Source organism: Martinezella lusitana (genome assembly GCF_010668395.1).
Classification (GTDB): Bacteria; Pseudomonadota; Alphaproteobacteria; order Rhizobiales; family Rhizobiaceae; genus Rhizobium; species Rhizobium lusitanum_A.
The window spans coordinates 1-22,848 of the sequence record NZ_WUEY01000012.1; the positions used below are offsets into that span (position 1 = coordinate 1).

A 22,848-nucleotide genomic window follows, 5' to 3' on the forward strand; every position below is an offset into this window, starting at 1 on the left:
CGTGTCGGACATCGTCGAGGCTGGCGTTCCTGAACAGGTTGGAACCGTCGCGCAACGTAGCGGCATCGATGCGCTGGCCGCGTTCGAGATGCGTAAGGAGGAGTTGCGCAACACTCTCTCGACCCGCACAAGCTCGCCTCTTTCCCGGCCGTACTCTGTCGCTCTCACTCCATCGTTGACTTGGACCATGTCACGGACCATTTTGGGGGGTAAGATATCAGGATTCGAAGGAGTCCGCGCGATGCGCGTATCTGTCAGTGATGCCAAGGGGCACCTCACCGGACTGGTGAAGCGGACCGAAGCCTGAGATGAGGTTATCCTAACCGTCACGGCCATGAGATTGTGGGTCTCGTCGCCGTGGCTGCAGCACCCGGCTCGAAGGGTCGGCGAACGTTGATGGAGAGAGTTCGCGCCGCCGCAGTCGGCAAGGCGCTGCCGGGACCGGACGCGGCACATAGTCAGGACTTTCTCTATGGCGATGACGGTATGCCGGCATGATCGCGGTTGATATGTCGGCGCTTATGGCGATCGTGCTGGGCGAGCTTCAGGGCGAAGCGTGCATGACCGCTATCGAGGAGGCCAAGCAACTGCTGATTTCGGCAGGCACCGTCGCCGAGGCGCTGATTGTCTCCGGTCGGCGCAATGTCGGTGAGGAGGTCGGGGCGTTGATTTCCGGCCTGGGCTTCGAGATCGTGTCGGTAACGGCGGCTTCGGCCCGCCGGATTGCCGATGCTTATGGCAGATGGGGCAAAGGTATTCATCCGGCGTCTCCGAATTATGGCGATTGCTTCGCTTATGCCATTGCCACTGAGCACGATTGCCCATTGCTCTATGTGGGCGCAGATTTGTGCAAACTGACGTCCGCTCTGCATTACAGAGATAGTTCAGCCGAAGCGGCGGTGTGAAACCGCATGAGGTGTCGTAGCCGATCGACACATTAAGTCATTGCTTCGCAGAGACGACCAGCGGTCATTACAGGATGCTTATTCCATGCTCTATGTGGAAGTAATACTGTTACCAGTTCCTCGCTTCCTGATCCGACGAACGGGGATTAGCAGCATCGGCAATGTTCTGGATATTGTAGCCCGCGCCAGCGCTGACCAACCCGATCACCCTCTCAGGCCATGACGGCGCCGCTCGAAACTGGATTATAATAATCCACTATTGCCAGAGGAACTTCTGCGTACTATTGGTGTCGCGACGCGGACGAGGGCGCCGCTCGGGACCCCTTCATGACAGACTACAACGATGAACTGTTGGCGATCTTTTCTAGTCATGAGACCCAACTGCGCCGCTATCTGCGCTCGAAAGCGGAATCCCGCGAAGATGTCGACGATTTGTTTCAGGAAGCGTGGATCAAACTCGCCAGGAACGGCGCGGCAGCCATTGCGGCTCCTATCCCCTATCTCATGCGCATTGCCCGCACCCTTGCGCTCGATCACGGCAGAGCGGAGCGCCGCCGGCTCGGGAAACGCGAAGTAGCCGATCTGCTGGCCGTTGCCGACCAGCAAGCGGGGCCCGAAAAGATCACCCAGGACCGCGATCAGCTTCGTTGCCTGATGGAAATCATCAACGAACTTCCGGCGCGCCAAAGGCGGATGTTGACCGCCAGCCGGCTGCAGCAGCGTCCCCATGCCGAAATCGCCAAGGAATTCGACCTTTCGGTCCGTACCGTCGAGCTGGAAATCCGCAAGGCTTGCGACTATTGCCGTCGGCGGCTGGACGACAAGAACAGAATTTGACCGACCGGGCCGGCGCGGCCTTTCGACTTTTCAATTTTCAAGCGTTAATAGCACGGGATGTGCGCGCATCCATGAATTCATTTTGGCAAGGGATCGGGATTTGGACCAGGATATCGACGCTCTGAAAAAAGAAGCGACGACCTGGATCGTCCGGCTGACATCCGGCGACGCGACGGTTGCGGATGCGAATGCTCTTAAGCGCTGGCGCGCGGAAAGCCCGGCACATGAAAGCGCGTTCCAGGACGCGGCGCAGACCTGGAACAGGCTTGGACCGGCGCTGGAAACGCAGTTAGCCAGGCCTCACACCGCCGTCACGAGACGGCGGTTTCTGGCTGCCGGTAGCCTTGCGGCTGGTTCCGCCGGAGCTGTATTCTGCCTGACGGAGCTTGGCTTCATTCCTTCGATGGGCATGCTGCTCGCCGACTATACGACCGCGATCGGCGAACAACGCACCATCCGCATGCCCGACGGGTCGACCGCGGCGCTCGATGGCGGCACGGCATTGTCTTTGCGCTTCTCGCAAACAGAGCGACAGGCAAGCCTTGTCGCGGGCGCTGCGGTCTTTGACGTCACGCATGATTCTGCGCGGCCGTTCGCCGTCTCGGCGGCAAACGGACGGACGATGGGTACGGATGCATCCTTTGCCGTCAGCCTCGCAACGGACGAGGTCTCCGTGGAGTGTTTGCGCGGCCATGTCGGTGTCGAATGTCGTGGACGTGACGACCTGATCCAGGGAGAAGCCGTTAACTATTCGGTAGACGGCCTGAGTGAAAAGACCAAGGCGGACATCGCAACCTCTGCGGCATGGCGCAATGGATTGCTGGTGTTCAAGAACCGTACGGTTGCGGACGTCGTCTCCGATCTCAACCGGCATCGCCGTGGCAAGATCATTATCGCCAACAGCTCGTTGCAGGCGAGACGCATCTCGGGTGTCTTCCACCTCGATCGGCCGGAAGAGGTCTTGTCGCACCTTGAGGCCACGCTGCGTGCACGGCGCGTCAGCCTGCCCGGCAGTGTTGTCGTGCTCCTTTAACATTATCCGCAAAAAATCCGCGAAAAAACCGAATTGAATTTCGGGTTCGCGATTTGTGATCGTTTTCTTCAATGGGTGCCGCGGGAGATTTGCGCGGCTGATCGCATTGAGGGCGTTACATGTTGCAGTTTACCTATTGGCTCGGTCGGGCGCGACTTTTCAATTGTTTTCATAGCCTTCCGGGCGGCACCGCCCTCGTAGCCGTTCTTGCGTCGACAACCATCGCCTGCGCGCAGACGACGACAAGCTACTCCATCGCCGCAGGCAGCCTCGACAGCGCATTGACCAGTTTCGGCGCCTCCAGCGGTATCCAGGTCCTCTACAATGCGTCGATCACAAGCGGGCTGCGCACGGCCGGTGTCAAAGGCAAGCTCTCACCTCAAGCTGCGCTCACAAGGCTGCTGGCCGGTACGGGGCTGAGCTTCCGATTTACCGGCGCGACTAAAGTGACCATCAGCGCAGGTGCCGCCCCAGATGCGACTGGCACGACCGACGGAGCAACGGCGCTGGCGCCGATCACCGTCCATGGAAGCGGCGACAGCACCGTTGGTTATGTGGCGACGCAGAGCGCCGCAGGAACAAAGACGAATACACCGATCATCGAGACGCCGCAGGCCATTTCCGTCGTCACGCGCAAGCAGATGGATGCCCAGGGCGCTCAAAGTGTTGCTCAGGCGCTCAGCTACAGTTCCGGCGTCGTCGCCGAGCAGCGCGGCGTCAATATGTCCGGTTTCGAATATTTGACCGGCCGGGGCTTCCAGATGGAAAAATATCTCGACGGCCTGCGCCTGCCCAACGTTGCCTACAACCTGCCATCCTATGAGCCCTATGATCTCGACCGCATCGAGATACTGCACGGGCCCGCCTCAGTGCTCTATGGACAGACCTATCCCGGCGGTCTCGTCAATCTCGTCAGCAAGAAGCCGACACAGGATGCTTTCGGCGAGGTGCAGGCGACTGTCGGCAGCCACAAATATGCCGGAACGGCCTTCGATTTCGGCGGCCCCGCGCCATCCACAGATGCATTCCTCTATCGTCTGACCGGCACCTTCCGGAACAGCGACACCCAGGTCGACGACACCAAGGAACGCCGATTTTCCATTGCCCCGGCATTTACCTGGCAACCCGATGCGGACACTACGCTGACAATGCTGTCCAGCTATCAGGATGATCCAGAGGCAGGCTATTATAATTTCGTGCCGGCGCTCGGCACCGTGCTTGCCAATCCAAACGGCAGGATTTCCTCCTCACTCAACCCTGGAGAACCCGGATTTGATCGTCACTCACGCGAGGAATATAATGTCGGTTATCAGTTCGAGCACCGGTTCGATGATACATGGACGATACGCTCCAATCTTCGCTACACTCACCTCAAGGACGATCTTAAGAACGTCTTTGCCAACGGGTTTGCGGCCGATGGCCGGACGCTTAACCGCTACTCCTTCTTCAATGACGAAAGTCTCGGCCAGCTTACGACTGACAATCAGGTCGAAGCCGATTTCGATACAGGAGCACTTTCGCACAAGGCGATCGTCGGCCTTGACTACCAGCGCGTCAATTACCGGGAACTCTACGGTTCGAACTTCTTCACCACTCCGGGCCTGGATGCCTATGACCCGAACTATGGTGCTGATATCGCCAAGCCGGCTGCCACGGGAAGCGACGATGCCGTCATGAACCAGCTCGGCGCCTATGGCCAGGATCAGATCAGTTTCGAGAACTGGCGCTTCATGGTGTCAGGACGCCAGGACTGGACGAACTCCCGTGATTACGACCGGATCAACGATACGGACACCAGGCAATCCGATCGTGCCTTCACCTGGCGGGCGGGTCTCGTCTACCTCTTCGACAACGGCCTGGCGCCTTATGCCAGCTATGCGACCTCCTTCCAGCCGCAGATCGGCCAGAGCTATTCCGGGGCTGCGTTTAAACCGACCAAAGGCGAGCAATACGAAGTCGGCCTGAAATATCAGCCGACGGGCTTCAACAGCTTTGCGACCGTCTCCCTCTTCAACCTGACGCAACAGAACGTCCTGACGGCCGATCCCATCCATGCCAACTTCAGCGTCCAGAGCGGCGAAATCCGCTCGCGCGGAGCCGAAATGGAACTGCATGCGAGCCTCACCGACAATCTCGATCTCGTCGCCGCCTATACCTATCTGGACAATGTCGTGACGAAAGCCAACGAGACGGATTCGGCTTACAACATCGACGTCGGCAAGCATCCGTCCGGAATCCCCAGCAATGCCGCGTCGCTATGGGGGAACTACACCTTCGACAACGGACCTCTCGCCGGCCTCAGCCTCGGCGGCGGCATACGCTATGTCGGTTGGACCTATGGCACCAACAACAACGTCTGGAGATTGAGCGGCTACGAAAACACGCCGTCCAAGGTGCCGAGCTACACCTTGTTCGACGCGTCGGTGAAGTATGATTTCGGCACCAGAAATCCGAAACTGCAGGGGCTTCAGCTGGCGGTGACGGGGCGCAATCTCTTCAACCGAAACTATGTCGCCTATTGCCAGAGCGCCGCCGCCTGCCAATACGGCACCGGCCGGACTGTACTGGCGACCTTGAGTTATCGCTGGTAAGCCGCGTTGCACGCGGCCCCAGACCTGGAATGTGCACAAGCCGGAAAAGAGACCGGGCGTCGCGTCGTGGTAACCAGCCGGCGCAGCGTGCTGAAGCTTGCCGGTGCCGGAGCGCTCGCCTGCCTTTTCAACGGCGCTGGTCTCGCCGCAAGCCAGCGCGTCGTCGCACTCGACTGGGGCGCGGCGGAAACGATGATCGCCATGGCCAGTCCGCCAACGGGTCTGGCCGAGCGCGACGCCTACAACAAGGTTGTTGGCGATGCGCAATGCGCGCGGCCCGAAACAGTCGATGTCGGGCTGCGGCTGGCACCTAATGCCGAGGCGCTATACGCGCTCAAGCCAAGCCTGATCGTGATCAACTCGGCCCAAGCCTATATGCGCTCGTCACTCGAGCGCTTTGCCCCCGTACACACATTTACGATCTACGGGACCGAGGACGAGCCCCTTGCCATGGCGGAAGAGGCGACGTCGCTGCTGGGTAAGGCGATAGCCGCGCAGGAGCAGGCGGCCGAGCTCCGCAGAGCGACCGCAACCGTTCTCCAGCAGCTGCGCCTGTCCCTGGTAGGCAAGACAAAGCGGCCGGTCTTCGTCGTTCAACTGCAGGACGAACACCATGCGGCGGTCTTCGGCAAGGGTAGTCTTGTCCAGGGAGTTCTGGATCGGATCGGCATCAGCAACGCCTGGACGGGCAAGGCTGATTTCTGGGGACTGTCGGTCGTAGGGCTGGAAGCCTTCGCCGCCGTCCCCGAGGCAATCCTGGTTTATTTCGCCCTCCCCCAAGTCGATGTGGCCTCCATCAGATCTGGATTCTTCTGGCAAAACCTGCCGCAAGTCCGCGGCAAGCGAGCCATGTCGCTGCCGTCGCTATGGGCTTATGGCGGCCTACCCTCGGCAACGAGAATTGCCGCGGCGATCGCCGCGGCCGTCGACAGGTAAACGGATGAAACAAACCCTTGCTCTGAAACGTCATATTCCAGCCCTTGGCCTCATCATGCTGGCGGCGGCGCTGTCGCTACGCGGGCTCGAACGGGAGCTGCCGCTTCCGCTGTGGCAGCGCGCGCTCACGCATCCCGACTTCACCGATCCTCGACAGCTCGTTGCCCTTTACAGCCAATTGCCGCGCGCGATCACGGCCATTCTTGCCGGCATGGCCCTCGCTCTTGCGGGCGCCGTATTTCAGCAGATCGCACGCAATCCATTGGCCGAACCAGCAACGCTCGGCACATCGGCGGGCGCTTATCTGGCGCTTGCGACCGGCACGGTCCTGTTTCCGGGCCTTTTCGGCGGCAGCCGTGAACTAACCGCTTTTGCCGGAGGCGCGGTTGCGACTTTGCTGGTCTTTGCCCTATCCTGGCGGCGCGCCCTCGCACCAGGGGCGTTGATCCTTGCCGGTCTCATCGTCAGCTTCATCTGCGGGTCTGTGAGCTCCGTGCTGCTGCTTTATGCCAATCCCTATGACCTTTCCCTTTATCTGTGGGGAGGCGGCTCGCTCAGCCAGAACGACTGGAGCACGGTCGTAACGCTTCTACCGCGTCTCGCCTGCTGCGCTGCAGCCCTAGGCGTGCTCGCTCGCCCGTTGACCCTGCTCGGGCTCGATGACGCGGCGGCACGCAGCATCGGCCTGCCCGTGGTCTGGACTCGGCTGGCGGGACTCGTGATCGCGGTCTATCTCTCCGTTTCCGTGGTCTGCACGGTCGGCGTCATAGGCTTCATCGGCCTGATCGCCCCTGCGATGGCACGTTTCGCCGGCGCGAGGACACTGCGCCAACAGATCGTTTATGCACCCATGATCGGCGCCGGTCTGCTATGGTCGACGGATCAATGTCTTCTACTCGGTGCCGGCGGCGGACGCGAATGGCTCCCGACCGGAGCCGCGACCGCGCTGATCGGCGCGCCGGTTCTGCTTGCCATGCTTTTGCGCGGCTCGCTTCCGGCCGATCCACCAAGTTCAGGCATCAACATGACGGCGCGCAACAGGCGCCCTTGGGTAATCGTCCTCGGCGCGGTGGGCCTGCTGACGATAATGGCGATGATCACGCTGAACCTGGGGAAAGGCATCGGCGGCTGGTACTGGGCAAGTCCAGAGCAGTTGGATGGCCTTGTTGCCTGGCGCGGTCCCCGTGCAACCGGCGCGGCGGCGGCGGGTGCGATGCTCGCACTTTCAGGCGCCATCCTCCAGCGCATCACGGGTAACGACCTAGCCAGTCCGGAAATCCTCGGTCTTGGCGGAGGGGCGACCTTGGCGCTTGTCATCCTTGCGCTTCTTGTTCCAGCTGCCGGAGCCGGCTGGCAGTTTGCCGCGATGTGCGGCGGCGCCGTCACGGTCACCGTGGCCCTTCTGGCGCTTGGACGCAGCACAAGCTTCAACTCGGATCGGTTTCTTATCAGCGGTGTCGCGATCGCGGCGCTAACAAACGCCATCGTGGTGGCCGCGCTTGCCACGGGGGCGCCGCCGTTACAGAACCTGAAACTATGGATGGCCGGTTCGACTGATCAGGTCAATGCCGGCCAGGCGCTGACAGGCCTTGCTCTGGCGCTTGCCTTCTTCGCCGTCGTGCCGCTGTTGCGGCGTTGGCTGGACCTCCTGCCGCTAGGGCATATGGCGGCACGGGCTGCGGGACTTCATGCGCAGCGGGCGCTGTTCACGCTGGTTCTCCTCGCTGCCGCACTGGCCGCAGCAGCCACGCTCATCGTCGGGCCGTTTGCTTTCGTCGGCCTCATGGCACCCCGGCTCGTCGTGCATTGGGGCATTCGGCAACCGACGGCGCAGCTCTTCGGCGCAGCAGCCATCGGTGCCGTCATCATGCTCGCCGCAGATTGGCTGAGCCGAACGTTGCTCTTCCCTTACGAGATGCCTGCCGGATTGACGGCTTCCCTGATCGGTGCGCCGTTTTTCATCTGGATATTGTGGGCACGAAAAAGCTGACGCTTCGAGTTAGATACTTCATGGAATATCGTTGCCGGCAGTGCATCAGTTCCCCTGCCAATATGGAAATAAAGTCGTGCGCGCCAATAAACGCGATGTGAACACTATCAGAGTGTCGCAATACTGATAGCTTCAAGAACAGATTTTTAAGGCGACTGACGCCTTAATCCTCCCCGTTTTAACCGGGTTTGGCTGGAGAAATCACGCAGCCATTTTCAGTTTCTGGGCGAATGTGACGCCGCCAATGCCCTTGTTGGGACGCTCATGGTTGCATGTCCAAAGCCACGCTGTGGCGATCTCCTGCACCTTCGTTATGCTGTCAAAAATATAAAGATGAAGCCGTTCATGCAACGTTTGGATTGGAGCGTTCGACATAGGCGTTGGGTGCTATCTAGCCAAATGTAACTTAGCGCAAAAATTCTTTGAGAAACCCTTTTCTCATTCGGAAAACCTGCTATAAAAGCATGAGAAACCGTTTTCCCAATGGGCGATTGATGTCGAGCACAAACGTTGGACGTATTACCATTCATGATGTTGCGGCGGCGGCTAGCGTCAGCATCGCGACCGCGTCCAAGGCGTTGAACGATACCGGCCGCATGTCGGTTGAGACCCGGGCGAGAATTCGGAGAGTTGCCCAAGAGCTCGGCTTTCGTCCGAATGCCCTTGCTCGAAGCCTTTTGAGCAAGCGTAGCTTCACGGTTGGGCTGCTGACAAATGACACTTATGGTCGTTTCACCTTGCCGGTCATGGCAGGCATTTCCGAGGGTCTCATCGATCACGGCGTCTCGGTGTTCCTCTGTGCGATAGAAGACAACCCCGATCTAGCAAAACTCCATGTCGATGCGATGCTCGATAAACAGGTTGACGGCATTATTGCGACCGGACGGCGCATTGATAAGCCGCTGCCCGTGGATCTGTCACATCTTCCCATCCCCATCGTTTACGCCTTGATGACAGGTCCCGCGGATGCCGTGGCCTTGGTTCCGGATGACCGGCAAGGTGCCCGTGACGCGGTCAATCATCTGTTTGACAAGGGTCGCCGGAGGCTCGTCCATGTAACGGGGCCGGCCAGTTTCAAGGTCGTCGAGGAGCGAACCCACGCATTCAGGGATGCGCTTGCAACTGCGGGCATGACGCCTTCCGAGGCGCAGATATTGACGGGCGCCTGGTCGGAGCAATGGGGCCGTGAGGCGGTGGAAAAGCTCTGGTCTCAAGAGAACCCGCCGGATGGTATCTTCTGCGGCAATGATCAGATCGCGCGCGGCGTCATCGATGCGCTTCGCGAAAAGGATGTGGGAGTGCCCAACGACGTCTCAGTTGTCGGGTTCGACAACTGGGAAATAGTCGCCGAGCAGACGCGCCCTCCTCTTACAACGGTCGACATGAACCTCAAGGAGCTCGGCCGACAGGCTGGTCGAGCCCTTGTCCGCCTCGTCAATGGGGAGATCGTCGAACCAGGAGTTTCGAAGTTGCCCTGCACACTGGTTATCCGTGGCTCGTGAGGATTTAGCGGAGACCTGGCAGACGAAGATCATGCGTTAAAACAAGCTTTCAAGGGAGGAGACCCATTATGAAGCTGCTTAAGATCGCGGCGCTCGCCGCAACGGCGCTGAGCATTCTGTCGACAACGGTTTCTGCACAGGAGAAACTGACCATGTGGGCGCGCAATACGAGCGAAGCCTTCATGCCGGCACTGATCAAGGCGTTCAACGACTCGCATAAGACGCAGATCGAGCTGCAGATCGTCCCATCTGAGCAGATGGTCCAGAAATACGCCACAGCTGCAGCCGGCGGCTCCGCGCCGGATTTCGTTTCCCTTGATCTCGTCTATTCGCCGTCCTTTGCCAAGGCGGGCGTACTCGAAGACCTGACGGATCTGGCCAAGAGCCTACCGTATTTCGACCAACTCTCAAAGGCACATGTTGGCGCCGGTACCTATGACGGCCGCATCTATGCACTGCCGATGTCGGCAGATGCCTCCGTGCTTTTGTGGAATAAGAATCTCTTCAAACAGGCAGGACTCAATCCTGACAAAGGACCGGCCAACTGGGCCGAAATCGAAGATGCAGCCGGGAAGGTCAACGCACTCGGTGGCGACATCCACGGCTTCTACTTTTCCGGCGCCTGCGGTGGATGCAATGCCTTCACTTTCATGCCACTGATCTGGGCATCCGGGGGAGACATCCTCGTTGACGATGGCAAGAAGGCCACCCTGGATTCCCCGCAGATGCACGACGCCATCAATTTCTACCGCGACATGGTGGCCAAGGGATACGTTCCCGAAAGCGCCAAGACGGATTCCGGAAAGAACTTCTTTGGCGGCTTTGCGACGGACAAGATCGGCATATCGCCGATTGGCGCCTTTGCCATCGGCAACCTGGTGAAGAACTATCCATCCGTCGACTTCGGTGTCACCTTCATTCCCGGCAAGACCGGCGGCAAGGCATCCTTTGGCGGCGGCGACAACTTTGTCGTCACGGCCGGGCGCGACAACCTGAAGGCCGCCAAGGAATTCCTGGAGTTCGTCTATTCGATCGACGGCCAGACGCTACTCGCCAAGGGCGGCAGCCTGCCGACCCGTGCGGATGTTGCCGCCGAAGCGGTCAAGTCGCTCGATCAGCGCTACCAGGTCGCGACCGAAGCCATGAAAATCGGCCGAACCCCGTCGTCGCCGGTCTACAACGACATCATCAATAGCAACACTGGCCCCTGGAAGCAGATGTTGAACGAGGCCTTCTTCGGGCCCGACGCCAATGCTCCGATTGCGAAGGCGCAGGAGAACATGCAGTCGATCCTGGACTCGGCGAACTAGCACTCTGAAGCATCTGAGTTCCCTCCTGACTCTGATGCTCGCCCGGGCGGGTAGTTGCGCGCCCGGGCTTCCCCCGATGTCGGCTCTCCACATGGAATATCCCAATGACATATCCCAAGCCGCTTCCTTCAAGCACAGCGCGACGCAAAAGCACCAGACTGCGGCGACAGCAGCTGGCCGGGCTTCTGTTCATCGTTCCCGCCCTCATTTTGGTTGCGATATTCTTCGTCATCCCGCTTGGAATGTCCTTCTGGATGTCACTGCATAACTGGCCATTGCTCGGGAAACCGAAGTTCATCTGGTTCGACAACTACGCGCATCTTCTCAAGGACGCACAGTTCTGGGCGTCGCTGCGGTTCACAGTCTATTATACCGTGATCGTCACAATCGCGATTTTTGCGGTCGCCTTTCCGCTGGCGATCTACGCTGAGAAACCGCGCCCGCTTATCAAGCTTTATCGAACCGCCTTCTTTCTGCCCGTCGTTGTCGGGTTCGGCTCGGCGAGCTTGCTCTGGGCCTGGCTTCTCGATGTCGACGCAGGACTGTTTTCGCCAGCCGCACAGTATCTCGGGTTAACCGCCAAGCGAGTCAATCTGCTAGCCGATTTCGACACCACCTTCTGGTCGATCCTGATCATGGTCGTCTGGAAGACTGCCGGCTTCAATATGATTATCCTGCTGACCGGGCTTCAGGGCATCTCCAGCGAGGTGCAGGAGGCAGCCCGCATGGACGGTGCATCGACCTGGCAGCGGTTCCGCCGCATCACGCTGCCGCTGATGCGGCGCACAATCGCACTCGCGCTGATCCTCTCGGTCTCCGGATCGATGCTGGCCTTCGACCAATTCTATATCATCGCCGATGGCGGCCCACAGACCAGCACCGTGACAGCGGTCTACTGGATATTCAGCCAATCCTTCGTGTCCTTCCATCTCGGGTATGGCGCGGCTCTGTCGATGGTGTTGCTCGCCATACTCGTCGTCATCAGCGTCGTTCAGCTCAGACTACTGCGAAACCCGGAGGGCATGTGATGGCCGCAAGCTACGCGTCTTCCAAACGCCACCTGGTTAGCAAGATTCGCTATCATGCCTTCGGTGCGATCACTGCCTTGCTGTTCCTGGCACCGCTCGCGTGGAGCATCCTGGTCAGTTTCAAGCCGTCGATCGAGGCCAGGCAGCCGCCTTTGCCGCCGTGGCCAGTCGCAGGCCCGAGCCTGCAGAACTATGAGAACCTCGCTCAATATGGCTCGGGTATATGGACCTATGCCGGAAACAGCCTCATCGTCTCGGCGGCCACTGTCGTGGTCTCGGTCATCGTCAGTCTGCTTGCCGGCTATGGTTTCTCGCGCTTCAGGTTCCCGTTCAAGAACGCATTGTTCGTGCTGATCATCTCGACAGTCATGATCCCGTTTCAGTCGATCCTGACCCCGCTCTTCCTGATCCTGACCAAGCTCGGGCTGCAAAATACGCTGACCGGCATCGTCCTCGTCTATGTAACGCTGCAGCTGCCGTTTTCGATCTTCATGATGCGCAACGCCTTCGATGCCGTTCCAAAGGAAATCGAGGATGCCGCCCGCGTCGATGGAGCTTCGATCTTCTCGGTTCTGCGCCGCATCATGCTGCCGCTGGTGCTGCCGGGCGTGGCGACCGTCGCGATCTTCGCGTTTCTCGCATCATGGAACGAATTCCTCGCCGCATTGATCCTGCTGACGGATCAGAAAAAATACACGCTTCCGGTCCTGATGGCCGCTGTCCGCTCCGGGCAGTTCGGCACCATCGACTGGGGTGCCGTACAATCGGGCGTGACGCTGATGATGGCGCCGTGTCTCGCGCTGTTTCTCCTTCTTCAACGCTACTACATCCGCGGCCTGACCGCCGGCGCCGTGAAATAACTCAACTCGCAAGCTGAATGGACAAGTTAATCATGACATCTCTCGCCAACCACGCCGCAAGCGGCTTTCGCCCACCAGCAGTTCCTGACGTCGACGTGCACGGCTTCTGGGGTGAACGGATCGATGCCGTCGCCGACAAGACCGTGATGATCCTTTACGATCGCTGCGTTGCTGCCGGCATGTTCGACCAGATCGATCCCGAAAGGCCGGTGCCGGAAGTCCGGATGCCCTTCCACACCAGGCCCGATGGCTCGCCCGACACGACGAATGTGCAGATGTTCTGGGATTCCGACGTCGCCAAGGTGATCGAGGCCGCTGCCTATGCCCTTTACCGGAAGTCCAATCCGGATCTTGAGGCGAAGATGGATTCCGTCATCGCCATGTTTGAGAAACTGCAGCAAGCGGATGGGTACATGAATTCATGGTTCATCCGCATACAGCCCGGCGAGCGCTGGAAGAACCTTCGCGATTGTCACGAGCTTTATTGCGCCGGTCATCTGATGGAGGCTGCTGTCGCCTACTTCCATGCAACAGGAAAGCGCACACTCCTCGACGTCATGTGCCGCTATGCCGACCATATCGACAGCGTCTTTGGTCCCCGCCCAGGACAGAAACCTGGCTATTGCGGCCATGAGGAAATCGAGCTTGCGCTGATCAAGCTTGGCCGCACGACCGGCGAGCAGCGCTACCTCGATCTTGCCCGCTATTTCGTGGAGCAGCGTGGAAAGCAACCACACTATTTCGACATCGAGGCCGTGGAGAGGGACGACCGCAAGCAGTTCCGGCATAAGAACTACGAATACAACCAGTCGCATCTGCCAGTCCGCGAACAGACCAAGGTCATCGGTCATGCCGTGCGGGCAATGTACCTGTATTCTGGCATGGCTGATGTTGCGACGGAATTCGGCGACGACAGCCTGACGGATGCGCTGAAAATCCTCTGGAAGGATCTCACCGCCAAGCAAATGTACGTCACCGGCGGCATCGGGCCCGCGGCGAGCAACGAAGGCTTCACGGACTATTACGACTTGCCGAATGAGACCGCCTATGCCGAGACCTGCGCCTCCGTCGGCCTTGCCATGTGGGCCAGCCGCATGCTCGGGCGCGGGCCGAACCGGCTTTACGCAGACATCATGGAGCAGGCACTTTATAACGGCGCGCTCTCCGGGCTTGCGACCGATGGGACCACCTTCTTCTACGATAATCCGCTTGAAAGCCGCGGCGCGCACCATCGCTGGACATGGCATCGTTGCCCCTGCTGCCCACCGAATATCGCCCGCACCGTCGCTTCGATCGGCACCTATATGTACGCCGTCTCAGCCGATGGGGTCGCCATCCACCTTTACGGTAAAAGCACGGCACGGCTGACGGTCGGTTCGGGCATCGTTACATTGGCGCAGAAGACCGAATATCCCTGGGACGGCAAGGTCGAGATTACCGTCTCCGTCGATGCTCCGGCATTTTTCAAGCTCGCGTTGCGTGTTCCGTCATGGTGCGACGGCGCAAAGCTCACCGTCGATGGCGAGGTGATCGATGCAGCCTCCATAGAGAGCGAAGGCTATCTGCAGCTCAGCCGTCGGTGGCGCGGCGGGGAGACGATCGTCCTGGACCTGCCGATGGCGGTTCGCGCCTTGCGCGCCAATCCGGCGGTCAAGGCCGATCTCGGTCGTGCGGCGCTCGCCCGTGGACCACTGATCTATTGCGTCGAGGAAACCGACAACGCCGCAGGCCTCAATGGCCTTGTACTGCCCGCCGATATCGCGGATGCCGGCGTCGCGCCGGCAAAGGATCTTGGCAAGGCCGTGGGGATCGAGATCCCGGTCAAGCGGGAACGCTGGCCGGATATGGACGGCAGCCTCTACGACACGGCAAAGCCGGTGCTGGAAGACGCAAAGGCGCGCTTTATACCCTATCACCTCTGGGACAACAGAGAACCCGGTGAGATGCTCGTCTGGGTCAGGACACAGCCATGACAGTCACATCGCCCGAAAAAGCCCAGATCGAGCTTCGCCGCGTCCGCAAGGATTTCGGCTCGCTCACCGTGATCCACGACATCGACCTTCACATCGAAGGCGGCGAGTTCGTCGTTTTCGTCGGCCCCTCCGGCTGCGGCAAGTCAACCCTGCTGCGCATGATCGCCGGCCTCGAAGAGGTGTCCGCCGGCGATATCCTGATCGCCGACAAGGACGTGACCGACCTCGATCCGTCCAAACGCGGGATTGCCATGGTCTTCCAGTCTTACGCGCTCTATCCGCACATGAGCGTGCGCGAGAACCTCGCATTCGGCTTGGAGATGGCGAAGACACCGAAGGACGAGATCGACCGTCAGATCAAGTCGGCGACGCAAATTCTCAAGATCGACGCATTGCTTGACCGCCGCCCCGGCCAACTGTCCGGTGGCCAGCGGCAGCGCGTGGCGATCGGACGGGCGATCGTGCGCAAGCCGCTCGCCTTCCTGTTCGACGAACCGCTGAGCAACCTCGACGCGGAGCTGCGCGTCTCGATGCGCATCGAGATCGCCCGGCTGCATCGCGAGCTCGGCAACACGATGATCTACGTGACGCACGACCAGACCGAGGCGATGACGCTCGCCGACCGCATCGTCGTGCTGCGGGATGGCCGCATCGAGCAGGTCGGGACGCCGAGGGAGGTTTACGAGGATCCGAACAACCTCTTCGTCGCCGGCTTCATCGGTTCGCCACGGATGAACATCGTGGAGGCCAGATATCTCGCCGGGGATCGCGTCGCTGTGGCGGAAGCGATCATTCCTCTGGCTGCTCCGCTGGCCGGCGTGGCGGAGGGAGATCCCATCAAATTCGGCATCCGCCCGGAGCATTTGGAGACTGGCAATGCCACACCGACATCGCTGCGCGCCACGGTCGATTTCGCCGAATATCTTGGCAGCACGCGCTATCTTTACTGCTATCTGCCGAACGGCGAGAACATAACGGTCGAACAACGCGGCGGTCGCGATCTCGCAGCAGGCGAGGAAATCTGGCTTAACTGCGATCCGCAGCGTATCCGGCTGTTTTCTGCAAACGGCGACCGGCTGCGCGCGGCGACCGAGCTCGCGTCCCGGATTAGCGCCTTTGAGACAAAATTGACGTAATTGAGAAGAGAGGATTTTCGGCTCATCGTGGCTCATTCAAGGAAGCAAAGATGAGACAGCAATCCGGCCCGCAGACATCTGCGGCCAAGAAGACGATCGAGCACATCCGCCGCGCCGCGCGCAAGCATCATTCAGCCGAGGGCAAAATTCGTATGGTGCTTGAGGGGCTGCGCGGCAAGGACGGCATTACTGCGATCTGCCGCCGTGAGGTATTGCCGGGAGCCTGTACTATAGCTAGCCGAAGGAATTCCTCGAAGCGGCTTGCAGGCGACACCGCCCGTTCGGCGACCAGCGATAAGGTGAAGGCGCCTTGCCTTGAAAGCCGCGACCTGAAGAAGGCTCTGGCCGACCTCACCCTGGAAAACCGCCTGACCAAAAACGTATACCCCGCCCCGCTTGCAAGACGATTTTGCGATTTTCTGATCAGTCTGCGTTAACGTATACGGTCTCATGAGCATACTCATGGCCGAGTTGGACATCCGCGCATTTGGAGCCCCAATAAAGCACTTCGGCACCCAATGCCATTGTTTAACCGGGCTTTCCAAACGCCGTTCGACTGTAAGGCCATCTTCACGATCCTTCCTGCGGCCCCCTGATCTCATCACCAACCGGTCCTGTTTTATCCGATGCGTAAGGGATTCGACTAATGCGATCGACTATCGATCTCGACGACACACTCATGGATAGGGCGAAATCATTGACAGGGACTAAGGAAACCGCGGCGCTCGTTCGCCAGGCATTGGAGACGCTTGTTCATGTAGAGTCCGGGAAACGCCTCATCGCGCTCGGAGGAACTATGCTGGAGGCCGAGGCACCTCCCCGGCGCCAGAGCGCACCAGTCAAGTGATATTAGCAGACACTTCGATCTGTATTGATCATTTTCGATCAGCCGACGCGAAACTGCGCAGGATTACCAATGCTGATGTTATAGGTCTGATGCTTCAGATAGGTTTTACGACCTCCGCTCTTGAAGGGATCAGAACCGGCGCGCCCCATCAAAGCTGCTGAAGAATAGCAGGCTGAAGACTTATAAAGGTTTCCCGCACGGCACGCTCACGACCCACGTTGACGTGCTCAATCAGGACATTCTCGCTTTCATAAAGAGCTGATATCGCGGGAATCGTCGCGTGTTTCGATTGCATTGAAGGCTTTGAATGCTGCCCGGCCCAGCCTTTCATGACTTACGAGTTCGATAGGCCTGGATTTCGGCTTTTCTGCACAAAGCCGAAATCATCAACAGACCATCGCGATCCGGCTTAAGCCCGCTAAGGTCTTTCCATCGCCCCAGCAATCAGGACGATGAGCCCACCGGTGATTGCGACATTGCCAACCAAGCTGTTGATCCGTGACGCGCGATCCTGCCCCTGATAGTCCCAGAAATTATGGAACATCACCGTTGCCGCGATGACGAACAAAAGCAGGACGGCGGCCATTTCCGCAGTGCGAATGCCGGCGGCAAGCGACAGGCCTGCCGCAGCTTGCACGCCGACGCCCAATAAAAAGACGGCACCCGCTCGACGTACCCCGCGCGCCTTCATAATTTCAGTGACGACCGCCCGGTTCTGAATATTGCGCAGTCCGGCAAATACAAAGGCACCGCCCAAGAGCAGTCGGCCGGCAACCACAAGCTCGTTGCTAAAACTTATAATCATTGATTGCCATTTTCAGATGTGGTCGCGCGAGCGATTGCGGGCGAACGGCGAAAGCCAATGGCGATGCGGTTGAACGCATTCATGATGCCAATGGCAATCGTCAGATCGACAATCTCCTTTTCACTGAAGACCATCGATACGGCTCGAAATTCATCATCGGGAATAGCCGTTTCGGCGACGCGGGTGACAGTTTCCGCCCAAGCCAAGGCGGCAAGCTCGCGTTTGTCGAAGGCCGCACCGGCTTCGCGCCACGCCTGCAACACCGCGAGCTTGCCGACACTGACGTCCTTTTTGACCAGGTCGCGGGTATGAAGATCGAGACAATAGGCGCAGCCGTTTATCTGCGAGATGCGAAGATAAACCAACAACAGAAGCGTCTCATCCAAGCCGGATTGGCTAACATAGCTGTAGACGCTCCCGAGCGCCTTGATGCCTGCGGGTGAGACGTTGGGATAGTCGATGCGAATGCTCATAACGATTAGCTCCAATTTTCGGTATATCATTCGGAAGACGATCGGCCGCTGCTGACCATTGATTGGGAATGGCCCAGCCGCGTGGAACGGGTTTCGTGCCGATCCGAGGTTAATAGGTTTCCACTGTCGTGCGGCGAGGATGAGCGTGGTGTTCATTCCGGCCGGCCGTTGCATCTCGGCTATCAGCCGCTTCCCGATCCCACCGCGCTGACAAGCAATGTCGATCGCTACATCGGAGGGATAGCAACGTAGGAGAAGCCGGTGATCGCACGTGACATGCCGGCGAGGCGGCCCTGATCACGAACCTCACAATGAGAGCTGCCCGACACAGCATCGTTTCGAGCCGCTGCAGATCTTCGGCGGGGCGCTGCTCGGAAAGCTTCCAGGCAGCCAGAGTTACCTGAAATTCTTCAGCGGGTAGCGCTGGTTCCAGGGCAAACAAAACCGGCATTTTTGATGACATGGATATTTCCTTCGCAAGATTCCCGCTGTCAGAGCAAACGATCAATCGTTCGTACGCTGACTGAGCCAGATACTGCCGATAACAAGGGCGATACCGGTAATTTGTAGAGCGTTTAGAGACTGTCCAAGGAAAACCCAGCCGAGCAAAACCGCCGTCAACGGACTTAGGAACAGGAGCGACGACACGACCGAAGGCGCCAATCGTCCAATCCCCCTGAACCAGAGAGCATAGGTCAAAGCCGCGCCGATCAGGCCAAGCCATGTAAGGCCTATCAGGTTGAGAACCGTCGGGGTGGGAACGGAGCCATCAACGAAAAAAACTGCGGGAACCAACGACAAGCCGCCGGTTGTCAACTGCCATGCGGTGAAGACAAGAGGCGATACAGGAGGCTGCCACTTGCGTGCCAACGTAACGCCTGCGGCCATGGACGTCGCGCCGGCCAATCCGGCTGCGATGCCCACCGGGTCAAGCGCAGCGCTTGGGGTCAGCACTAGCAAAGCCACGCCTACCATACCAATCAAAACTGCAGCGACCGCCAATGGCCGCAATCGGTCATATAGCAGAAGTCGAGCCAGGAACACGATGATCAGAGGTTGGGATGAAAGCACTGTTCCAGCGACGCCGCCGGGAAGCCTGTAAGCGGCAACGAACAACATACTCAAAAAGATCGAGATGTTGAGTGCACCAAGAATGAAGGAGCGGAGCCACCAGATGCCGGTCGGTAGTTGGCGTACAATCGCCAGCAACAGGAGGCCAGCGGGCAGCGCGCGCAGCATGGCGACGGACATTGGCGAAAAGCCCGCCAGAAACTCGGTTGACACGATATAGGTGCTGCCCCACACGATGGGCGCGATCGCTGTCAAAGACAGGTCTGATAAGTCCTGTTTCATGATATGCGGAGAACCTCCGAGAGCGGACGACGCGGCTTTTGGGACCAATTGCCGGGCGCGGCACGGCCGACAGCAACAAGCATGACGGGAATCTCGCTTGGCGCGAGACCGAATTCATGCGAAACGGCGTCTGCGTCGAAGCCCCCCATCGATCCCGATTTGAGATCCGTCGCTTCGGCCGCATAGATCAGCGTTGCTGTACCGAGCGCTGCCGACCGAATGGCTTCATCACGCGCCGCTTTGGGATTGTCGTCGTATTTTGCACGCGCCTCTTCCTGCCACTCCGAAGCCATTGCTTCGGTCATAAGGCCACTTTCGACAGCTGGACGCAGTCGTTCACTGACGGTCGCGTAGTCGGGTGACTGACCACAAATGATAAACGTCATAGCGGCGTCAGAAATCTTGAGCTGGTCATAGGCAAAATGACGCAGCTTCATTTTCGCTTCCGGTGTCAGGACGGCAATAAACCGCCAGTTCTGAAGGTTGAAGGCCGTCGGTGCACGCGTTGCGAGACGGACAAGTTCCTCGATCTCGATACGCGTCAGGACGTGAGATGGGTCAAAGCGCCTGGCGGAAACACGTTGCTCGATAAGAGCGACTGTCGGATGGGGCATGGTTCTCTCCTGCTGCGTTCGTCGAAGAGATAGAGAATTTACCGAGCAGTGATAATGATGTAATTTTAGAAGAGATTCTCTTCCAGCAGGAAATAATTCAATGGATCACTTCACGGCTTTGCGGGTGTTTCGACATGTCGCCGAGTTGAGCAGTTTTGCTGAAGCCGGGCGCAAAATGGGCCTTTCTCCTCCGGCCGTCAGCAAGAACGTTGCCGAATTGGAGACGTATTTAGGCGTGCGCCTGATCAACAGAACCACTCGGCGCATGGCGCTGACAGAAGAGGGTAAAATGTACCTTGAACACGTCACCCGCGGTCTCGATGCTCTGACCGAAGCTGAAGCGGCGCTTTCTCCCGCCAAATCGTCGCCCGTTGGCACGTTGCGGGTGAGTGCTCCCATGACCGTCGCGCTGGTCCGTCTTTCCGAACGTGTTCCCGAGTTCCTCGCTCGCTATCCCGATCTGAGCCTTGAGCTGCATCTCGACGACCGTCGTGTGGATATCATCCGGGAAGGATTCGATCTCGCCATTCGCGGCTACAGCCACCTCGAAGATTCAAGCCTCATTGCCAGGAAGCTGGGAATGATGTCGCACGTGCTCTGTGCGGCTCCGTCCTATTTCGAGATTCACGGAAAGCCGCACGCACCCTCCGATCTGAATATGCTGCACCACGTGCGCTTCCCTTACGGCGGGAATGCTGATGTCTGGGAGTTCACCCGGGATGGACAGATTGAACGTATCGCGGTGAGAGCACGCTACTCTGTGTCCTCAAGCCTTGCGGTTCGCGACGCGCTACGCGCAGGCATGGGCATTAGTCTCATTCCGCTTCCCTACGTTGCGAAGGACCTGCAGCAGGGACGGCTAGAAGCAGCGTTGGAAGATTGGGGCACAACAGAGATCACGCATTACGCGGTCTATCCCTCACGCCAGCACCTGGCTCCGAAAATACGGGCCTTTCTCGATTTTCTTGTTTTCCAGTTCGGACGCCATCAGATTGCACGCGATTAATCGGTCAGGAAGAGTCTCGATACCGACACTCGGTGATAAGGCGAAGATCAGGTTGGGGAGTCAGGAGATCCAGGCAACGCGAGGAGACTTGTGAGAATGCCAATGGCGGCCAGATAGAAAGCGCGTTTAACCGCCTCTCTTCGAGAAGTCGCCGCTCTCGCCAACGTGGTCGATAACCTCGCTGGGCGGCTCGCCGCTGCGCAGAATCAGCTGCAACTCCACGGGCAGCCGATCGGGGTCGATATCTTGCAGATGGTGCCTGCCAACGAGGCGGAAAAGAAAGAGGCATACAGAAGCCCGATCACGCGAACGATGCAGCCGCCTTTAACAAGCGCTCGCTGCGTTGAAACCGCAGTAGCGATTGATTCAACCAAGTGATCGCAAGAGATTTTGGGGGCATGCGACGATGGGCAAAGCTTGGTACTGTCGCCCACCAGACAGCGCAAAGTTAGGGACTGTCGCACCTGTCCCCGTAGCCGACGGTTCAATGCCTTGAATGCGCTTGTGCCGCCGTCACTGACGGATCGCGCCGTGGGGCAAATTCTCTCGCTTAGCATTTAGTTTGCAGCGGCAAACGGCACCCGGCGGCGCAGCCGTCGGGCCGAGAACTCGAAGAAAAGAAAGGCCCTGTCTTACGACTGGGCCAAAGTAGTGGGAGACGTCGGAAAGGAGGAGGGCTATCCTCCTGTGCGTAAAAACTAGCAAATCCAAGAAATGTTCCCGCTACGCTTACAAATCGGGCGGCCGGAGCAATGCCCTCGCTCCGGCGACAGGTCGATAGGGAATGACCCGCCAGACAGCCCTTCTCGATAGCTGCCCGCCCGTGCCGTATAGGCTCAACGATCATGCCACTCTGAAAAAGTAGCTTCAATCCCACGAGGTCATTTTGAAATGAGGCTATGCACCTCATGGGAAGGGTGGCCGCTGACGATATAGGCGACGTCGCGGCGATGAGCAGGGTGTGGCGAAGCTCATCCGACAGAGAACAGGATATCCTATCGCACCCTTGCCTTGCAGGCATGCAAATACTTACATGCCACATGCGTGCGTTCAAAGGATCATGGCGCCGGGTTGCGCATCGTCAAAATCGTCAAAAAAGAGGCCCGCGCTAACGGGCCGTTAGAGAAGTGCTGCGGGTTGAAGGGTGAAAATACCCTTCAAGAGATAAACGGTTATCCCCATCCGAAGTTCCTCATCCCAACGTGAAAGTCAAGGGAAAGGCGGGTGCCCGGCGCTCTGAGGATTGCACCGGCAGTAGGAGGGGGCTTGGCCAACGTCCCGCTGGATAAATGTCGCAACATTTTATCGCACCTGCGCCTTGCACAGGCGACAGACCATGGCACGCCGGACGGACGCGCTCAATCTCTCCCGATGGGAAATTTATGAGACCGAAGCTGATCATATCCAGTCAGTGACGGACTCGTTAGGGTGCGGCAAAAGCCTCCGCGCCCTACCTCCTCTCCATACGGCAGATGAAGATCGCCCAGCCGCGCTGGTCGCATCGGCGCCCCCTCAGCACCTTTTCGAGAGGCATTGTATGGGCGTCGGGGCCAAACCTACGGAGGAGGTTCTGTCGATTTGATCCAGCGGAGACGCCCGCAACGGCACTTCGCACGTAGAATCCGCCATTCGGAGATCGCGCCCACTGT

Annotated in this window: 18 protein-coding genes and 5 pseudogenes; 18 read left to right on the forward strand and 5 right to left on the reverse strand. The window is 58.9% G+C overall.

Features of this window, described 5'->3' with window-relative positions; translation table 11 throughout:
• The first annotated feature begins 241 nt into the window (after positions 1-241).
• The 7 genes and pseudogenes from GR212_RS22655 (at position 242) to fhuB (ending at position 8,292) form a co-directional block, all read left to right on the forward strand.
• Positions 242-498 (forward strand): annotated as a pseudogene (locus tag GR212_RS22655) (type II toxin-antitoxin system Phd/YefM family antitoxin).
• A pseudogene (locus GR212_RS22660) lies at positions 495-883 on the forward strand (type II toxin-antitoxin system VapC family toxin). Before GR212_RS22655 ends, GR212_RS22660 begins: the two co-directional pseudogenes overlap by 4 nt.
• Before the next feature lie 349 nt (positions 884-1,232).
• Positions 1,233-1,742, forward strand: a complete 510-nt coding sequence (locus GR212_RS22665; protein WP_163989708.1) for an RNA polymerase sigma factor — start codon at positions 1,233-1,235, stop codon at positions 1,740-1,742.
• 100 nt (positions 1,743-1,842) lie between these two features.
• Complete coding sequence (locus GR212_RS22670; protein ID WP_246725880.1) at positions 1,843-2,775, forward strand: FecR family protein; 933 nt, start codon at positions 1,843-1,845, stop codon at positions 2,773-2,775.
• Between the two features lie 119 nt (positions 2,776-2,894).
• Positions 2,895-5,366: a TonB-dependent siderophore receptor gene (locus GR212_RS22675; RefSeq protein WP_163989714.1), complete on the forward strand. Its 2,472-nt coding sequence runs from the start codon at positions 2,895-2,897 to the stop codon at positions 5,364-5,366.
• A gap of 66 nt (positions 5,367-5,432) precedes the next feature.
• Positions 5,433-6,302 carry an ABC transporter substrate-binding protein gene (locus GR212_RS22680; RefSeq protein WP_163989717.1) on the forward strand — a complete coding sequence of 290 codons (870 nt, stop codon included), beginning with the start codon at positions 5,433-5,435 and terminating at the stop codon, positions 6,300-6,302.
• A 4-nt stretch (positions 6,303-6,306) separates the two neighbouring features.
• The gene (gene fhuB, locus GR212_RS22685; protein ID WP_163989719.1) at positions 6,307-8,292 is read left to right on the forward strand and encodes a Fe(3+)-hydroxamate ABC transporter permease FhuB; all 1,986 of its coding nucleotides are present in this window, start codon (positions 6,307-6,309) and stop codon (positions 8,290-8,292) included.
• A 201-nt stretch (positions 8,293-8,493) separates the two neighbouring features.
• Here the strand turns inward: fhuB and GR212_RS22690 are convergent.
• Positions 8,494-8,674 (reverse strand): annotated as a pseudogene (locus GR212_RS22690) (integrase core domain-containing protein); the annotation flags it as partial.
• A 112-nt stretch (positions 8,675-8,786) separates the two neighbouring features.
• Between GR212_RS22690 and GR212_RS22695 the strand changes: the two are divergent.
• From GR212_RS22695 to GR212_RS37190, 10 genes and pseudogenes are all read left to right on the forward strand, one after another.
• Positions 8,787-9,794, forward strand: a complete 1,008-nt coding sequence (locus GR212_RS22695; RefSeq protein ID WP_163989721.1) for a LacI family DNA-binding transcriptional regulator — start codon at positions 8,787-8,789, stop codon at positions 9,792-9,794.
• A 68-nt stretch (positions 9,795-9,862) separates the two neighbouring features.
• Complete coding sequence (locus GR212_RS22700) at positions 9,863-11,104, forward strand: ABC transporter substrate-binding protein (protein ID WP_163989724.1); 1,242 nt, start codon at positions 9,863-9,865, stop codon at positions 11,102-11,104.
• Between the two features lie 104 nt (positions 11,105-11,208).
• Complete coding sequence (locus GR212_RS22705; protein WP_163989727.1) at positions 11,209-12,132, forward strand: carbohydrate ABC transporter permease; 924 nt, start codon at positions 11,209-11,211, stop codon at positions 12,130-12,132.
• The gene (locus GR212_RS22710; RefSeq protein ID WP_163989730.1) at positions 12,132-12,992 is read left to right on the forward strand and encodes a carbohydrate ABC transporter permease; all 861 of its coding nucleotides are present in this window, start codon (positions 12,132-12,134) and stop codon (positions 12,990-12,992) included. The genes GR212_RS22705 and GR212_RS22710 overlap by 1 nt, the downstream gene beginning before the upstream one ends.
• 32 nt (positions 12,993-13,024) lie before the next feature.
• On the forward strand, positions 13,025-14,965 hold the full coding sequence (locus GR212_RS22715; RefSeq protein WP_163989733.1) for a glycoside hydrolase family 127 protein: 1,941 nt from the start codon (positions 13,025-13,027) through the stop codon (positions 14,963-14,965).
• On the forward strand, positions 14,962-16,101 hold the full coding sequence (locus tag GR212_RS22720; protein WP_163989736.1) for an ABC transporter ATP-binding protein: 1,140 nt from the start codon (positions 14,962-14,964) through the stop codon (positions 16,099-16,101). The genes GR212_RS22715 and GR212_RS22720 overlap by 4 nt, the downstream gene beginning before the upstream one ends.
• Before the next feature lie 50 nt (positions 16,102-16,151).
• A complete protein-coding gene (locus GR212_RS22725) occupies positions 16,152-16,538 on the forward strand; it encodes a hypothetical protein (RefSeq protein ID WP_163989738.1) in 387 nt (128 codons plus the stop codon).
• Positions 16,539-16,747: 209 nt separating this feature from the next.
• Positions 16,748-16,948 (forward strand): type II toxin-antitoxin system VapB family antitoxin, encoded by a 201-nt coding sequence (locus GR212_RS22730; protein ID WP_163989741.1) that lies wholly within the window; start codon positions 16,748-16,750, stop codon positions 16,946-16,948.
• Positions 16,945-17,025 (forward strand): annotated as a pseudogene (locus GR212_RS37765) (type II toxin-antitoxin system VapC family toxin); the annotation flags it as partial. The gene GR212_RS22730 and the pseudogene GR212_RS37765, both read left to right, overlap by 4 nt.
• Positions 17,026-17,093: 68 nt before the next feature.
• Positions 17,094-17,210: pseudogene (locus GR212_RS37190) on the forward strand (alpha/beta fold hydrolase); the annotation flags it as partial.
• Positions 17,211-17,366: 156 nt separating this feature from the next.
• On the opposite strand, the gene GR212_RS22740 reads toward GR212_RS37190, so the two are convergent.
• The 4 genes from GR212_RS22740 to GR212_RS22755 form a co-directional block, all read right to left on the reverse strand.
• Positions 17,367-17,753, reverse strand: a complete 387-nt coding sequence (locus GR212_RS22740) for a DoxX family membrane protein (RefSeq protein WP_163989744.1) — start codon at positions 17,751-17,753, stop codon at positions 17,367-17,369.
• Positions 17,750-18,226, reverse strand: a complete 477-nt coding sequence (locus GR212_RS22745; RefSeq protein WP_163989747.1) for a carboxymuconolactone decarboxylase family protein — start codon at positions 18,224-18,226, stop codon at positions 17,750-17,752. Before GR212_RS22745 ends, GR212_RS22740 begins: the two co-directional genes overlap by 4 nt.
• Positions 18,227-18,730: 504 nt before the next feature.
• The gene (locus GR212_RS22750) at positions 18,731-19,579 is read right to left on the reverse strand and encodes an EamA family transporter (protein ID WP_163989750.1); all 849 of its coding nucleotides are present in this window, start codon (positions 19,577-19,579) and stop codon (positions 18,731-18,733) included.
• A complete protein-coding gene (locus tag GR212_RS22755) occupies positions 19,576-20,193 on the reverse strand; it encodes a nitroreductase family protein (protein ID WP_163989753.1) in 618 nt (205 codons plus the stop codon). The genes GR212_RS22750 and GR212_RS22755 overlap by 4 nt, the downstream gene beginning before the upstream one ends.
• A gap of 100 nt (positions 20,194-20,293) precedes the next feature.
• Here GR212_RS22755 and GR212_RS22760 point away from each other — a divergent pair, with 100 nt between their 5' ends.
• Positions 20,294-21,199, forward strand: coding sequence for a LysR family transcriptional regulator (locus GR212_RS22760; RefSeq protein ID WP_163989755.1), 906 nt, complete (start codon positions 20,294-20,296; stop codon positions 21,197-21,199).
• The last annotated feature ends 1,649 nt before the right edge of the window (positions 21,200-22,848 follow it).